This window comes from Streptomyces sp. NPDC055506 (assembly GCF_053643595.1).
This window is the reverse complement of record NZ_JBSHKH010000016.1, coordinates 74,395-89,375: the sequence shown is the minus strand read 5'-3', so window position 1 is coordinate 89,375 and position 14,981 is coordinate 74,395. Positions and strand designations below refer to the sequence as shown.

Here is a 14,981-nt window from a genome sequence, read left to right as displayed (position 1 = left end):
CGTCCGGCGGCATGTGCGGGTCCGCCTCGTTGAGCGGCGTCCAGGTCGGACCCGGCGCGACCACGTTGGCGCGGACGCCTCGCTTGGCCAGGTGTACGGCGACGGACTTGGTCAGGGTGATCAGCGCGGCCTTGGACGCCGCGTAGTCGATCATCGTCGTACTGCCCTTTGACGAGCAGAGGACTTGGCAGCCAGGCCTGGTTCAGCAGCGCTGCCCCAGAGACTGGCCCCGCCCACGCTTCTCTGGTTCAGCCGACGTGCCGCCCGAGCCGTCGGCGGTGGCGCCGGTTCGCCGCGGGCCGGCGGTGGCCGGGCCGCGGCGAGGGCCGGGGTCAGGAGCCGGTGAGAGAGATGGCCAGGTCCGTGATGTTCAGCGGGAACTGGCCGATGGAGGTGGCCTGGCCGGTGAAGACGTTGATGGCGTACAGCGAGGGGGTGTTGGCGCCGTACGGGGTGAGGGAGGCGAACGCGGCGTTGTCGACGGTCTTCCCGCCGGACAGGGTGCTGTAGATGTCCATGCCGGCGTTGATTCCGGCGTCGATGCCGAGGCTGCCGGTGGGGGCGAGCGTGCCGTTGTTCGCCGGGGACTGGAGCACGACCTGGTCCGTGGTCGTGTTGATGTCGACGAGCGTGGTCGCGGTGGCCGCGTTGAGGTCGTTGTTCGTATAGGCGGCGGCCGAGACACCCTTGGTCGTGCCCTCGATCGGCGGGGTGGTGAGGTTCAGATCCTGGATGGTGCTGTGGTCGTTGAGGTTGTGCCGCAGGTTCTGGCCGTTGTCACTGATCACGCGCAGGCGGTCGGCCGCGGGGTTGAAGTCGACGCCGAAGTTCGTGCCGTGCAGCGCGTACTGGAGTTGGGACACCTTGGTGACCACCACGTCCGTGGTGGCCGGCGGGGTCTTGATCGTGTAGATGCCGCCCTTGTTGCCGACGCCGTACATGAGGCCGTCCTGGATCCGGAAGTCGATCCCGATCAGGCCCGTGTCGCCGCTGAGGCCGGTGACGGCCCTGACCCAGTCGAGGACCTGCGGCCGGTCGGTCGTGAAGGTGGCCATCAGGGTGCCATCGCCGCTGATCCCGAAGGCGCGCAGGCTGGGCGTGGCGGCGGGGGCGGCCGAGCCGGTGCCGGGTGCGCCGAGCATGAGCGCCGTCGATGTCATCATGACCGCGACCGCCGCCATGATTCTCTTTCTCGTGCCTGCTGTCATCGGAGTTTCCCTCCCGTTTGGATGGGCGCCATTCGAGGCGCCCGGCTGTGAATTCCCCTGTTACTGCCCGTATTGATCACCGCGGTCATGCCCAAGGCGGTTCTCATTAAGGCCGCTTCACAGTTCCTCCACAAGCAGAAGCGGTGACGGAAACACCCCGATCCGGGAATTTTGCGCACTGTGATAAAAGCCCTGTCGATACATCTGCCACCGTTTTGTGCGGAGTGATGAACGCCGTCCGGATCTCCCCTGTCGGCCCGCTTGTCCTGAATGGCATGCTCGCGTTCATGGGGAGCCTCTTCGCCGAGCTGGCCCGGCAGGCGTCGACCAACGCCCGTCGTGAGGTCGAGACATACACACGTGAGATCCCGGAGTTCGGGTTCCTGGACAAGGACTCCCGGGCACGGGCCGAGACGCTGGAACACGCGATGTGGCTCCGGCGCCGTACCGTCGAACTCGCGCCGGGAGGCGATGAGTTGAGCGAAGACGATCTCGGCTATATCGCGACGATGGGGGAGCTGCGGGCAGGTGCCGGGATGTCGCTCGACGCGCGGCAGCGGGTGCTGCGCGTGCACACCGCCCTCATGCTGCGTGAGATCAACGAGGCGACCGATGCCCAGCACGGCGGCGGTGTCGACGAGCTCATGCGCATGATGACCTGGTTCGCCCCCCAGGGCGAACGAGGCATCGCTTCCTACCGCCAGGGATTCGTGCGCGTACTGCGCCGCCGAATGCCATACAACGAGCAGGTCGCCCTGCTGACCCGGTCATTGCTGAACGGAGATCCGATTTCGGCGGAACTCGCCACGGCCGTCGACATGGAACTCCCGGACCGCTACGCGGTGACGGTTTTTCGTATTCCGGACCTGCCCGCCATCGATCGTTTCCTGGAAAGCGAGATCGGGGCGTTCGTGAAGAACCACCGTGCGCCGATCATGTGGGGACCGGAGGGCGGTGACGGGAGCGGTGAGCTGATCACCCTGCTTCCGCTGTTCTCCGGCCCCGAGGCAGCGGAAAGCGCACTGTCGCACGCTGTTCCCGACCTCTCGCCCGACCTCATCCCCGGCCACCTGACGGACCTCGTACAGGACTTCGCCCAGGCCCTCGGCCGCCCCTGCGCCGTCGGCACGTCCGTCGCACCGCTGCCGGAGCTGGCCGACGCTCTGGACCGCGCCCGCCGGATCAGCCGGGCAGCCCCGCTGCGCCGGGCATCCGTAGGGCTGCGGCCGCACACCCTGGCCGATGTCTTCGTCGAACTCGCCGTCGCGGACGTGCCACTCGTCGACGCCTGGCTCCGCACCCTGGCCCGCCGCCTGGAGACCGGCCCCGACCTCCTCACCACCCTCGACGCGTACTACCGCCACGACATGCACCGCGGTGCCACGGCGACCTCGCTCAACGTCCACACCCGCACCTTGGACTACCGCCTGCGCCGGGTCCGAGAGCTCACGGGGATCGACCCCGGATCGACACGAGGCGTGCGCACCTTCAGTGCCGTGATCACCCGGCGCCTGTCGGGAGCATGGCGCTGAAACGCCTCGGGCGTGCCGGACCGGTGACGGTCCAGGGGTCTCGGACCGCCGCGCACCGGGTCACCTCCGCTCGCGCGGAGAGCGGACGCCCGTCGAGACCGCCCGCACCCGCGGCGGCTACTCCTACCGCTGTATGACCTCGGGCAGGGACAGTTCGGCCCAGATCACCTTGCCCTGCGGGGTGTACCGGGTGCCCCAGCGCTCGGCCATCTGCGACACCAGGAACAGGCCCCGGCCACCCTCGTCCGTCGACGCGGCGTACCGCAGATGCGGTGAGGTGCTGCTGCCATCGGCCACTTCGCAGATCAGCGAACGGTCGCGGATCAGCCGCACGTGGATCGGCCCGGAGCCGTAGCGGATGGCATTGGTGATGAGCTCGCTCAGGATGAGCTCCATGGTGAAGCCGAACTCTGCGAGGCCCCATGCTTCGAGCCTTTGGGACACGGCGTCGCGCATACCGGCGACGGCGGCGGGATCCTGTGGTACGTCCCAGTCGGCGATCCGGTCGGGCGGCAGTTGCCGCGTGCGGGCGACCAGCAGGGCGACGTCGTCCTTGGGACGCTCGGGGAGCACCCTGTCCAGCACGTCCTGGCAGGTCTCCTCGGGCGGCCGGCCGGGGTGGCCGGTGAGGGCATCGCGCAGCAGCCCCAGTCCCACGTCCAGGTCCCGCCCGCGGTCCTCGATCAGGCCGTCGGTGTACAGGACGAGCTGGGTCCCCTCGACGAGGCACAGCTCCGCGGTCTGGAACGGCATGCCACCGAGGCCCAGGGGGGGACCTGCGGGCACGTCCGGGAAAGTGACCGTGCCGTCGGGCCGGACCAGCGCGGGCGCCAGATGCCCCGCCCGCGCCATGACGTAGCGGCGCGTCACGGGGTCGTAGATCCCGTACAGGCAGGTGGCGCCCACGACGCCCGCCGCGCTCTGCGCCGCCTCGTTCTGGTCGATGCTGCCGACCAGGTCGTCCAGATGGCTCAGCAGCTCGTCGGGTGGCAGATCGAGGGCGGAGAAGTTGTGCACCGCGGTACGCAGCCGTCCCATCGTGGCGGCGGCGTGGAGGCCGTGGCCGACCACATCACCGACGGCCAGTGCCACCCGGCTGCCCGGCATGGGAATCACGTCGAACCAGTCTCCGCCCACGCCCGACTGGGCGGGGAGGTAGCGGTAGGCGATGTCGAGGGCGTTCTGCTCGGGCATGGCCTGCGGCAGCAGACTGCGCTGGAGGGTTACCGCCAGGGCGTGCTCGCGGGTGTAGCGGCGGGCATTGTCGATGCTTATCGCGGCACGGGCCACCAGCTCCTCCGCCAGCGACACGTCCTCTTCGTTGAAGCGCTCGTGCTGTCGCGTGCGCCAGAAGGTGGCCATGCCCAGCACGACGCCACGGGCCTGGATGGGGGCGGTGATGAGGGAGTGGATGCCGTAGTCGATGATCGCCTGGGCTCGCTCCGGGTCCTGCACGCGCCAGCCCGTGGCGGTCGGCAGATCGCTCACCAGCTGGGAGCGGCCGCTGCCGTAGCCGCGTGCCTGGGGTGTGGAGGGAAGATAGTCGAAAAGCCGGCCCTGCTCGGTGAGCGGATGGTCGTCCACGATGCCGGACACGGCCGCGCGTCGCATGTCCGTTCCCGTGGGGGCAGGCTCCTCGCCGTGCAGGACCGCGTCGGCCAGGTCCACGGTGACGAAGTCCGCGAACCGGGGAATGGGGACCCGCGCCAGCTCGTCGGCGGTGCGCAGCACGTCCAGGGTGGTACCGATGTGGAGTCCGGCGTCGTACAGCAGCCTGAGCCGCTCACGTGCCACCTCCGCCCTGCCCGTCACCGCCTGCAGCTCGGTGGAGTCGCGCAGTGTCACCACCGTTTCCCTGGGACCGCCCTCGCGACCCGTCGGCCGCTGGTTGACCGCGATCAGCCGCTCTCCCGCGAGGTGCACCTCGTCGGTGGCCTCGCGTCCGGAGGCGAGCAGCGCCTTCATCTCAGGATCGAGTCCCGGCAGTTCCGGGACGAGCCGCCCCTCGACGTCCGAAGGGAGCTCCAGCAGTCGTTTGGCCTCGTCGTTCGCCAGCATCAGCCGCCCGTCGGCGGAAACGATCAGCACCCCTTCCCGAACCGAGTGGAGCACCGTGTCGTGGTGCTCGTACATCAGGGTCATCTCGTCCGGGGCCAGGCTGTGTGTCTGCCGTCGCAGCCGCCTGCCCAGCAGTGCCGTCGCGCCGATGGACAACAAGAGCGCTCCGGCCCCCGCGCCCAGGATGATCGGTAGTTGCCGGGTCAACTGACTTTGGACGTTCTCGACCTTCATCCCGGCCGAGACGATTCCCACGACCTCGCGGTCGGCGTTCTTGATCGGCACCGTGGCCTGCACCTCGCGACCGAGCGGGCCGTCGACGCTCTCCACATAGAGCCTCCCCGCCAGCGACGGTCCGATCTCGCCCACGAACCGCTTTCCGATGCGGTCGGGCAAGGGGTGCGTGTACCGGATGCCCTCGGTGTCCATGACCACGATGAAGTCGACGTCGGCGGCGCGGCGTGCCGCTTCGGTGAGCGGCTGGAGGATTTTGCTCGGGTCCGGGGTCCGCAATGCGGCCAGGACACCCGGCGAGTGCGCGAAGGTCTGTGCCACGGCCGTGGAGCGGCGCCTCGCCTCGGCGCTGGTGTCCCGCTCCGACTGCAGAATGAGCGCGAAGACACCGCAGGCTACGAGCAGCACCACCAGAGCCACCTGGAACACCAACACCTGCCCGGCCACGCTCCGCGTGCTCTTGCTGATCAGACGCTTAACCGACAGGCGTTGAAAACGGGCGAAAGGACTCGCCATGCGACCTTTTTAACACCGGTGATCCCGAGTGGCCAGGGCACGCCCGATCCTTGTTCACTGATCTCGAACATATGCCCGGCCGGGCGTCGCGTGGTCTCGACCTCTCCGGGTGGACCGTCCGCCGCAAAGTCTCACGTGCGGCGCATGATCCCTCTGCGCCCCGTGTGCGATTAGACCGATATGATGCTTTTTGTGATCAAGTCTGCATGGCTGTGGCGCCGTCGCCCCGCCTACAGCGGTCGATGGGAAGCTGCCCGGCTGTCGCCCCTGGTCCTGACCGTTCTCATCGCCGGTCTGGCGTTCTCCACACCCAGGGAGATCGCCTTCAGCCGCCTTCTGCCCGCCGCGCCCGCCCTCGCGGCCGCGATGTGGCCCGTGCTCCCCACGATGGTGCTGGGGGCGTTCTGCCTTCTGCTCATGATCGTCCTCAGTCTCTTCCATACCGATCTGGGGACGCCGTACACGTCGGCCGCGATCATCGCGGTCACCCTGGCGGCCGCATACGGCAGTCATGTCCGACTTCAGCGGGAGGAGATGCTCTTCCAGGTCCGCCTCGTCGCCGACGCGGCCCAGAAGGTGCTGCTGCGCCCCCTGCCGCGCCGTATCGAGGGCGTCGAGATCGAATCGCTGTATCTCGCAGCCCAGGAACAGGCCCGGATCGGCGGCGACTTCTACGAGGCGATCGGTACCCCGCACGGGGTCCGGCTGCTCATAGGCGACGTACGAGGCAAGGGCCTGTCCGCGGTGGGGGCGGCCTCGGCGGTGATCAGCTGTTTCAGGGAGGCCGCCTACGACGAGCCCGACCTGCGGGGCATCGTCCATCGTCTGGAGACCACCGTCACGCGCCACAGCGCCGCATTTCCCGTCCAGGACCAGCCCGAGCACTTCGCCACTGCCCTCCTCGCCGAGATCCCGCACGGTGGCGACCGGCTACGACTTCTCAACTGCGGACATCCCCCGCCGCTGATCGCGCATTGCGGGAAGGTCCGGGTTCTGGAGCCCACCGTCCCCTCCCCGCCCCTCAACCTCGCAGCGCTCATCGGTGACCGCTACTGGGTCGACATCGTCGCCTTCGCCCCGGGCGAGCACTTGCTGCTCTACACGGACGGCGTATCCGAGGCCCGGGACCACACCGGCCGGTTCTTCCCGTTGCCGGACTGGATGCGGCGGCAGGACACGGAGCACCCCCGCGAGCTGCTCGACCAGTTGCACGGGGATCTGCTCCGGCACAGCGGCGGGAGGCTCGGGGACGACATCGCGGCCCTCGCGCTGAGGCGCACCACCGCGCAGGACCGGGGAGCTGTCGGAGCCGAGGGCTGAATCCCGGTGTCGGGACACCAGACCGGTTCGGGGGTGGTGGCCGACCGGTGGGCCGGGTCGCGGCCCGGCCCACCGGTGATGGACGCGGCGGGCCTACTGGGCCATCTCGTACGTGCCGGACAGCGCTTCGACCCGCTGCCAGACCCGCTCCGTGCGCGCCTCGTCGACGACCGGCCGCCGGACCGAGGCCAGCGCCCACTCCTGCTGCTGCTCGGTCGCCGAGTCCTTGCCGTGCAGTTCGATGGCGTGCCCGGAGAAGTCCCGTACGAGGACGGCGAAGAGTTCGTCGAGTACGTCCTCGTCGAGTCCGGTCAGGCCGGCCTGCTCCAGGACGAGCTGCCCGTGCACGACGAGCGCGAAGAGCTGGCCGATCGAGAGGACGAGGTCGAGGTCGCGGCTCTGCTCCGCGTCCGGGGCGGCCTTGGTGACGAACTCGCAGAGCGCGTCGGCCTGTTCGCGCAAGCGGGCGACGTTGGGCAGATGCGCGTACGCCTCGAAGGCCGGGCGCCAGTCGTGGAAGCGCACCGAGCTCAGGCCCCGGGCCGGCCCCTGCCGGAAGAGGAAGTCGTCGTCGGCCGCGTCGAGACGGGTCGGCACACTCGGGTACTCGGCCGGGTCGAGGAGATGGTTGCGCATGAACTTCAGGATCAGCGCCAGGTTGACGTGGACCGTGCCCTCCAGCTTCGGCAGGCCCCGAATCTCCACGGCCGCCTGGCTGAAGTAGTTGTCCTTCTCGAAGCCCTTGGCGGCGATGACGTCCCACATCAGGTCGATGACCTTCTCGCCCTCAGTGGTCACCTTCATCTTCGTCATCGGGTTGAAGAGCAGGTAGCGGCGGTCGTCCGGGCCGGCGGAGCGGAAGTAGTCGACAGCGCGCTCGCTGAACAGCTTCATGCCGACGAGCCTGACGTACGCGTCGGTCAGCTCGCGTCGCACGTGCGGGAAGGCGGTGACGGGGCGGCCGTAGAGGACGCGATTGCCGGCGTGGGTGACGGCCTCGTACATGGCGTGCTCGCAGATGCCGATCGAGGCGGTGCACAGGTTGAACTTGCCGACGTTGACCGTGTTGAGGGCGGCGTCGAAGGCTGCGCGGCCGGTGTGCAGTACGTCGTCGGGCGTTACGGGATAGTCCTCCAGGCGGAACTCGCTGACGAACTTGGACGAGTCGACGACGTTCTTGACCAGGTGGTAGTCCGGGTGACGGCTGTCGGCGGCGAAGAACACGTAGCCGTCGGGGCCCTCGATGTCGGTGCGGCGGCCGAAGACGGAGACGAGTCCGGCGGCGTTGCCGTTGCCGATGTAGTACTTGGAGCCGGTGGCGCGGAAGCCGCCGTCGCCGTCCGGTTCGAGGAGCATGTCGGTGGAGTAGATGTCCGCGCCGTGAGCCCTCTCGGACAGGCCGAACGCGAACACCTCTCCCTGGGCGAGGAGTTCCGCGGCACGGGCGCGTGCGGCGGTGTTGTCGCTCTGCCAGACCGGGCCGAGGCCGAGAATGGTGACCTGCCAGGCGTACCAGTAGTCCAGGCCGTAGAAGCCGAGGATCTCGTTGAGCGCGGCGATACGGGCGGTGTCCCAGCGCTTGTCCGGCTCCCCCTGGGCGGCGGCGGACGACGGCGTCAGGAAGGTGGCGAACAGGTTCTCCTTCGCGGCGAAGGCGAGGAAGTCCCCGAGCCAGGCGCGGGTCCGGTAGTCCTCGATCAACCGCCGCTTTCCACGCTCCTCGAACCAGTCGACGGTGGCACGCAGCAAGCGGCGTGTCTCAGGGTCGAAGTGCGCGGGGTCGTAGGTGCGCGGGTTGAAGAGCAGTTGGTCAGCCATGGTGAGGGCCCCTTTCGGCTGTGGACGGATGGGAATCGTGAGGTGGGGCGGCCGGAGACGAGGAGAGTTGTTGCCGGTGCGGTGGGCGCGGTCAGTGGCCCGGGCCGAACCGGGCCAGCGTGGCGAGCACGTCGTCCAGCCAGCCGATCATCATCCGCTCGTACGCGATACCGCCGCGCAATACGACGTGCTGGAGCTCCCGCTCCGCGTCCAGTGGCGCATCCGGAGCGGCCGTTCCCGCTTCGGGCTTCGTGAAGTCCCGCTCCTCGCCTGCCAGATAGCGCGCCAGCCGGTCCCGGTGCGCATGCCGGTGCCTCTCCACCTCGCGGATCAGCGCAGCCGGGTCGTCGAAGGCAGCTCCCCGGATCTTCACCGCCAGGTCGTGGCGGACGCTCTCCGGCTCGATCGGGTCGTGCAACCACGAAGACAGCGCGGCCCGGCCGAGGTCGGCGACGGAGTACTCCTTCTTGTCCGGCCGTCCTTGCTGCCTGACGTCCCGGACTTCGACCCAGCCGTCGTTCTCCATGCGCTTCAGTACGCGATAGATCTGTTGGTGTGTCGCGGTCCAGAAGTAGCCGATGGACCGTTCGAAACGCCGGGCCAGCTCATAGCCGGATCCCGGCTTCTCCAGGAGCGACACCAGGATCGCGTGTTCGAGCGCCATGGCGACGATCGTGCTATGCAACTCGTTGCATAGCAAGTCTCGACCATGCCGATGCGACGCGGCTCACGCTCGCACTTGCTCCGTGCCTCACTCGTCATCCAGAACGGCACGCGGGCTCAGGGGAGGTGCGGGGAGCGGCGGACGGTCAGGACCGCGAAGTCGTCGTGGCGGCTGTCGTGGTCGGTGAAGGCGCGGGCGTCTTCGAACAGGGCCCGGGGCAGCTTGGTGGGGGAGACGCTCAGGTGGCTCGCCAGCCGTTCCTCGACCGGGTAGAACGCGCCGTCGGGCGCGCGGGTCTCGGTGAGTCCGTCCGTGCCCAGCAGCAGCGTCGAACCGGCCGGGAAGTCGAACCAGTGCACGGTCGTGGGCTCGGCGGCCAGCCCGGCGAGACCGAGCGGCACACCGGAGTCCAGCGGCGGTGTGGTCACTTCGGCGTCGTGCATCAGCCAGGGCGGAACGTGTCCGCAGTTGACGAGCTGCGCCTCGGGGCCGTCGTCGACTCCGATGATGAGCGCCGTGACGAACCGTTCGTCGTCGCCGGTCTGTTCGGCGTAGGAGTTGTGGCGAACGACCGCGGTGTCCAGGGCGTCGACGAGAGCAGTGAGCGTGGACTCGCGGTGCGCCGCCTCGCGGAAGGCACCGATCACGGCGAACGCCGCGCCCACGGCGGCCAGCCCCTTGCCCTGCACGTCCCCGATCAGCACCCGGGTCCCCCAGGGGGAGGCCACGACGTCGTAGATGTCGCCGCCGACGAGACGATCCTCCTGCACGGGCTCGTAGACACCGTTGACCAGAACGTCGTCGGTGACCAGGGGGAGGGGACGCAGGATGTGCCGTTGCATGGCCGCGGCGGTGGAGCGCAGGCGGAGCATCTCGTCCTCGCGCCTGATACGCCGCTCGCAGGCGTAGACCGAGGCCGTCCCCAGCGCGAGGGTGAACAGCACCAGCAGCGTCCGGTCGAGCCATCCGCCCCCTTCGTCGTGGCGGAGCAGCACGGTGAGGGTGACGACGAGCGTGGCCCACGCGGAGACGAACCGTGTCTGCCGGACCGTGCACAGGGCCGACGCCGTGCCCGGCAGGAAGACCAGCAGCCCGAGGAGCCACACCGGGGACCGGGACAGCGCGCCGAGGAGCTCGACCAGGGCCGTCACGGCCAGCACGCCGACGACCAGCTGGGCGTTCCCCGGTGGCTCGATGGCCTGCGGGGCGTGAGCAGGCCTTCTCCGGCGGGTGCGGAGGAGGTGGGTACCGGTCATCGGGACTCCCGGGCAGGTGGTGCTCTCTCCGTTCTACAGGCCGTGGGGCACACCGGCCCTTCGTGTCGGCCGGTGCCTGGGACGCCGGTCTGCCGGTCGCGGGCGGCGCCAGGGGGGAGGACCATTCGACAGACGTACGAATCCGGCCGGGAGACTTCAGACAGCCGGACGAGTCGGCCCCGCGTGGGGGAGTGGTACAAAAAAGACCGCTTCGGCACCCACCCTCGACCGTGCCTCACCCCCCGCGCACGCCTCGACCAGGCCATCCGCCGCGCCCTTGCCGATCATCGCCGATCACGGGGTACTCCGGGCCCCGGCAGCCGTAGAAAGGCCGAAGGGTTGAGTCCACGGACCCCGCACGACGACGCCCACCCGCACGCCCCAGCTGCTGCCCCGGTCCCGGCACCAGGGCAGCACATCGTCATCATCGAGGACGACGAGGCCCTGGGCGGCTGTGCCGCCGCGCGCATCAGCCGTTGGGGCAGCACCGCGGACCGCCTGAGCCGCCCCGACGACGACGCTCTGCGCAGGCGTCTGCGAGAGCCGGCCGACGGCATCGTCATCGTCTCCCGGGACGACATCGTCGCCCTGCGCTACGCGCTGCTGGCCGAGCATCTCAAGCCCGGCGTCCGCCTGGTCGTGACCATCTTCGACCGCACGGTCGCGGACGAGGTCTCACGGACGGTCCCGAACTGCACGGTGCTGAGCACGACCGACGTCATCGTGCCCAGCCTCCTCGCCAGCTGTCTCGCACCGCGGTACGCCATGCTCCTGCCGGCCGGAGACGACGTGGTCGGGGTCCGCCGCGAAGGCCGGACCACCGTCGTCGAACGGGTCCCCAGGCGAGCCCTCACCGCCGGCGGGCGCTCCCGGCCGCGCAGCGCCCTCCCCGCCTGGTTCCGCTCGCTCGGCACCTCGGCCAGGGCACTCGTCGCGAGCTTCGCAGCCCTGCTCACGGTCCTCGCCGCGGATGTCACCCTGGGCGTCCTCGTGCTGCACGAGCACTGGACCGACGCTACCTGGCACGCCGCCCGTACGCTCACCACGATCGGCTCGTCACCGGCCGCCGAGCACGGACCCGGGTGGTACAAGATCTTCTCCGCCGCCTCCATGCTCTTCACCCTGATCCTGGCGGCCGTCTTCACCGCCGGCGTGGTCGACCGATTCACCGGGCACCGCATGACGACCATCCTGGGAGCCCGCTCGATCCCCCGCCGGGGCCATGTCGTCGTGGTCGGGCTGGGGCAGGTGGGCCTGCGCCTGTCGGCCCAGCTGCGCCGCCTCGGGCTGCGTGTCGTCGCCGTCGAGCGCAATCCGCACGCACCCTGTCTGCCCCTGGCCCGCGCCCTCGGCATCCCCGTCGTCCTGGGCCGTGGCGGCGACCGCTTCCTGCTCGAACGCCTCTGCGTCCGGCGGGCCCGCGCGCTGGCGGCCGTCGCCTCCGACGGGCTGGAGAACCTCGCGGTCGCGGTCACCACCCGCGCGGTAGCCGCCGACCAGCGCATCGTCCTGCGGGCCGGGGGAGACGAGGTCACCACGGAGTCGCGGTCGCTGTTCCGCATCGGTGCCGTCTGCGACGTCACGCACATCGTCGCCACGTCCGTGGCCCTGTCAGCGCTGGACGCCGCCCCGCTCAGCGTCTTCGTGGCCGACGGTCGCACGTGCGCGCTCTTCCCGGACGACCGGGTCGTGGACCTCGCCGCCTGGGACACCGACCGCGAACGGCAGCTGTCCCTGGACTGATCCTGCCGGCGGACGATGCCGACAGGGCGGGCCACACGCCGCCCCCTGTCATTCCCGGCCGGGCAGCGCCTGTTCGAACCAGACGACCTTGCCCGTGCTCACCCTGGTCGCCCCCCAGCGCTCGGCCAGCTGGTCGACGAGGAAGAGTCCCCGGCCGCCCTCGTCACTCAGCCTGGCGTGCCGCATCCTAGGCACCTGCGGCGAGTCGTCGCCCACTTCGCAGCGGAGTACGTCCGTGCGGAGCAGGCGCAGGGTGATCGGCCGGGACGCGAAGCGTACGGCGTTCGCCACCACCTCGCTGACCAGCAGTTCGGCCGGCTCCACCATCGCGTCGAGGCCCCAGTGGCGCAGTGTTCTCCGCGTCAGCCGGCGAGCCTGCCCCGCGGTCTGCGGCCGGGGAGCCATGTACCAGTAAGCCACCGCCTCGGGCAGGATGCCCTCGAGACGGGCCGCGAGCAGCGCGATGTCGTCGTCCCGGTCGCGCGTGCCCAGCGAGCCGAGTGCCTGGTCGCACAGGACTTCCAGCGACGGGGGTTCCGGACCGGCAGTCGCAGCGCGCAGGTGTGCGCACAACCGCTCCACGCCGGACAGCACGTCCGAGTCGCGGGACTCGACGAGCCCGTCGGTGTACAGCAGCAGAGTCGCTCCGGACGGCGCGTGCATCTCGGTGGACTCGAAGACGCTGCTGCCGACGCCGATCGGCGCCCCGGGCGGGATCGGCAGTACCTCCTCCCGGCCGTCCGAGTGGAGGAGCACCGGGGGTGGATGACCGGCGTTGGCGACCAGCAGCCGATGCAGTACGGGGTCGTACATCGCGTACAGACAGGTCGCCAGGTGCTCACTGCCCAGCCGCTCCGCCTGCTCGTCGAGATGGTGCAGGACCTCGTCGGGAGGAAGGTCGAGCCCGGCCAGGGTCTGCACGATGGTGCGCAGCTGGCCCATGATGGCGGCCGACGTCATGGAATGGCCCATGACGTCGCCGATCACCAGCGCTACACGGTTGCCGGGCAGGGGTATCGCGTCGTACCAGTCGCCGCCCACCTGGGAGGCCCGCGAGGCGGGCAGGTATCGGCTCGCCAGCCGGACTCCGGTCGGCTGGGGCAGTGCCGGGGGGAGCATCGTGCGCTGCAGTGCGGCGGCGACCGATGTCTCGCGCAGGTAGAGCGCGGCCTTGTCGACGCCGAGCGCGGTGTGGGTGGCGAGCTGGGAGGCGACGAGCAGGTCGTCTTCGGTGAAGGCGGGCCGGTCGGGGCGGCGGATGAGGACGACACTGCCCATGACGTGGCGGCGGCCGCGCAGCGGGGCGATGATCAGCCGCGGTCCGGGTCGCGCCGCTCCGGGAACACTCACCGGTCCCAGCAACTCGGCCAGGGCGGGAGCGACTCCGGAGGCGTCCCCCGAGACGGGCTGCCCGGTTCGCAGCAGCTCGGCCAGCCGGCCGTCGGCAGCCGGGCGTACGACGTCCGCCGGTCGCACGTCCGCCGAGGTCTCCGGGGGGAGACCGGGCCCGTGGGCGGCCGGATCCCTCGGCGGCGCCCGGTCCGTACGGTGCAGCCGCAGCATGGCGGGGGCGCCAGGACCTTCGTCCCCGACCGGCAGCGGATCGGACAGGTGAACGAAGGCCGTATCGGCGAAGGCCGGCACGGCCGCCCGGCACAGTTGGTGCAACGTCTCGTCGAGATCGATGCCGCGGGCGATCCGGCGTGTCGCCTCGTCGAGGTAGCGGAGCCGGTCGGTCTGCGGTCCGAGGAGCTGTGGCCGACGCGGGGTCGTGACATGTTCGCTCGCCCTGGCCTCCCTGCCGGGGTGTTCATGAGCTCCCAGGTGCTTCGTCACAGTGTCGCTTCCGTCTGGGGGTGCCCCTGCCGCTGCGGGCGGAGAGGGAGCCGTCAGCCGTGCCGCCTGCAGCGCAGGAAGATCTGCACCTCGGGCGGTACGTCGGCGCTCGCGGGTGCGTAGGTGTAGGAGGCCTCCTCGACGATCTCGAAGCCGGTCGCCTCGACGGTCTCCCTCAGCTCGTCGCGCAGGTAGCCGGACACCCGGATGGTCTTTCCGAGGAACGGGATCGAGAAGTCGTCCACGTCGGCCTCCACCATCGACAGGACGAACATGCCGTCCGGCGCCAGTAGCTCGTGGACGGTCCGCAGCGCGAGGGGGATCTCGGCGCGCGGCAGCATGAGCAGGGAGAAGAAGGCGGCCACCGCGTCGAACCGGCCGAGGTCGCAGGGGCCTCCCGGCCGCAGATCGGCGATGTCCACCTGGTGGAAGGTGCCGTCGGGCACGTACTCGCGGGCAAGAGCGACCATTCCGCCCGACAGGTCGACGCCGATGACCTCGAAGCCCGCCTCCGTCAGCTGTCGGGCGGTCGGGAGCCCGGTGCCGCACCCCAGGTCCAGCACGCGGGACCCGGCCGGCAGGGAGTGCACGAGCCACGCGGCGGCCGCGATCTGCCCTTCCTTGTGCGGGAAGGCCTCGTCGTAGTGGTCGCCGATGGCGTCGAAGGCCTCGGCCTGGCCAGTGCGGTCAGGCCGTACGTCCTCGTAGCCCAGCTTGCCGGGAGGGCTGCTGCTCACGGGTGTTCCCCCTTGCCGATTCTGCGTAGTTTTGCCATATATCCTCCCCTATCGGGTCG

10 protein-coding genes and 1 pseudogene are annotated in these 14,981 nt (G+C 70.0%); 3 read left to right on the top strand and 8 right to left on the bottom strand.

The annotated features are described in order from the left end of the window. Together ACWIF2_RS09365 and ACWIF2_RS09360 are read right to left on the bottom strand one after the other, a co-directional pair. Window positions 1-169: pseudogene (locus ACWIF2_RS09365) on the bottom strand (SDR family oxidoreductase); the annotation flags it as partial. Window positions 170-332: 163 nt separating this feature from the next. Further along, entirely contained in the window at window positions 333-1,163 is an 831-nt protein-coding gene (locus ACWIF2_RS09360) for a DUF4394 domain-containing protein (protein WP_454359525.1), read from the bottom strand. A 332-nt stretch (window positions 1,164-1,495) separates the two neighbouring features. Here ACWIF2_RS09360 and ACWIF2_RS09355 point away from each other — a divergent pair, with 332 nt between their 5' ends. Next, complete coding sequence (locus ACWIF2_RS09355) at window positions 1,496-2,740, top strand: PucR family transcriptional regulator (RefSeq protein ID WP_454359521.1); 1,245 nt, start codon at window positions 1,496-1,498, stop codon at window positions 2,738-2,740. Between the two features lie 123 nt (window positions 2,741-2,863). Here ACWIF2_RS09355 and ACWIF2_RS09350 read toward each other — a convergent pair whose 3' ends face one another. After that, window positions 2,864-5,548, bottom strand: a complete 2,685-nt coding sequence (locus ACWIF2_RS09350; RefSeq protein ID WP_454359520.1) for a SpoIIE family protein phosphatase — start codon at window positions 5,546-5,548, stop codon at window positions 2,864-2,866. Window positions 5,549-5,731: 183 nt separating this feature from the next. Between ACWIF2_RS09350 and ACWIF2_RS09345 the strand changes: the two genes are divergently transcribed. Then, window positions 5,732-6,868 (top strand): PP2C family protein-serine/threonine phosphatase, encoded by a 1,137-nt coding sequence (locus tag ACWIF2_RS09345; RefSeq protein WP_454359519.1) that lies wholly within the window; start codon window positions 5,732-5,734, stop codon window positions 6,866-6,868. 93 nt (window positions 6,869-6,961) lie between these two features. On the opposite strand, the gene ACWIF2_RS09340 is transcribed toward ACWIF2_RS09345, so the two are convergent. The 3 genes from ACWIF2_RS09340 to ACWIF2_RS09330 form a co-directional block, all read right to left on the bottom strand. Further along, the gene (locus ACWIF2_RS09340) at window positions 6,962-8,686 is read right to left on the bottom strand and encodes an acyl-CoA dehydrogenase family protein (protein ID WP_454359518.1); all 1,725 of its coding nucleotides are present in this window, start codon (window positions 8,684-8,686) and stop codon (window positions 6,962-6,964) included. Window positions 8,687-8,777: 91 nt separating this feature from the next. After that, window positions 8,778-9,350, bottom strand: coding sequence for a PadR family transcriptional regulator (locus ACWIF2_RS09335; RefSeq protein ID WP_454359517.1), 573 nt, complete (start codon window positions 9,348-9,350; stop codon window positions 8,778-8,780). Window positions 9,351-9,466: 116 nt separating this feature from the next. Continuing rightward, window positions 9,467-10,606 (bottom strand): PP2C family protein-serine/threonine phosphatase, encoded by a 1,140-nt coding sequence (locus tag ACWIF2_RS09330; protein WP_454359516.1) that lies wholly within the window; start codon window positions 10,604-10,606, stop codon window positions 9,467-9,469. Between the two features lie 339 nt (window positions 10,607-10,945). On the opposite strand from ACWIF2_RS09330, the gene ACWIF2_RS09325 reads away from it, so the two are divergent. Continuing rightward, window positions 10,946-12,349, top strand: a complete 1,404-nt coding sequence (locus ACWIF2_RS09325) for an NAD-binding protein (RefSeq protein ID WP_454359515.1) — start codon at window positions 10,946-10,948, stop codon at window positions 12,347-12,349. Between the two features lie 48 nt (window positions 12,350-12,397). Here the strand turns inward: ACWIF2_RS09325 and ACWIF2_RS09320 are convergent, their stop codons facing one another. Both ACWIF2_RS09320 and ACWIF2_RS09315 read right to left on the bottom strand, forming a co-directional pair. Continuing rightward, a complete protein-coding gene (locus ACWIF2_RS09320; protein WP_454359514.1) occupies window positions 12,398-14,185 on the bottom strand; it encodes a SpoIIE family protein phosphatase in 1,788 nt (595 codons plus the stop codon). A 53-nt stretch (window positions 14,186-14,238) separates the two neighbouring features. Further along, window positions 14,239-14,922 carry a class I SAM-dependent DNA methyltransferase gene (locus tag ACWIF2_RS09315; protein ID WP_454359513.1) on the bottom strand — a complete coding sequence of 228 codons (684 nt, stop codon included), beginning with the start codon at window positions 14,920-14,922 and terminating at the stop codon, window positions 14,239-14,241. Window positions 14,923-14,981: the final 59 nt, after the last annotated feature.

Excerpts from the sequence above, each read along its gene's own strand:
- ACWIF2_RS09360 (WP_454359525.1), bottom strand. The coding sequence starts at position 1,163 with ATGATGACATCGACGGCGCTCATGCTCGGCGCACCCGGCACCGGCTCG.
- ACWIF2_RS09355 (WP_454359521.1), top strand. The coding sequence starts at position 1,496 with ATGGGGAGCCTCTTCGCCGAGCTGGCCCGGCAGGCGTCGACCAACGCC.
- ACWIF2_RS09350 (WP_454359520.1), bottom strand. The coding sequence starts at position 5,548 with ATGGCGAGTCCTTTCGCCCGTTTTCAACGCCTGTCGGTTAAGCGTCTG.
- ACWIF2_RS09345 (WP_454359519.1), top strand. The coding sequence starts at position 5,732 with ATGCTTTTTGTGATCAAGTCTGCATGGCTGTGGCGCCGTCGCCCCGCC.
- ACWIF2_RS09340 (WP_454359518.1), bottom strand. The coding sequence starts at position 8,686 with ATGGCTGACCAACTGCTCTTCAACCCGCGCACCTACGACCCCGCGCAC.
- ACWIF2_RS09335 (WP_454359517.1), bottom strand. The coding sequence starts at position 9,350 with ATGGCGCTCGAACACGCGATCCTGGTGTCGCTCCTGGAGAAGCCGGGA.
- ACWIF2_RS09330 (WP_454359516.1), bottom strand. The coding sequence starts at position 10,606 with ATGACCGGTACCCACCTCCTCCGCACCCGCCGGAGAAGGCCTGCTCAC.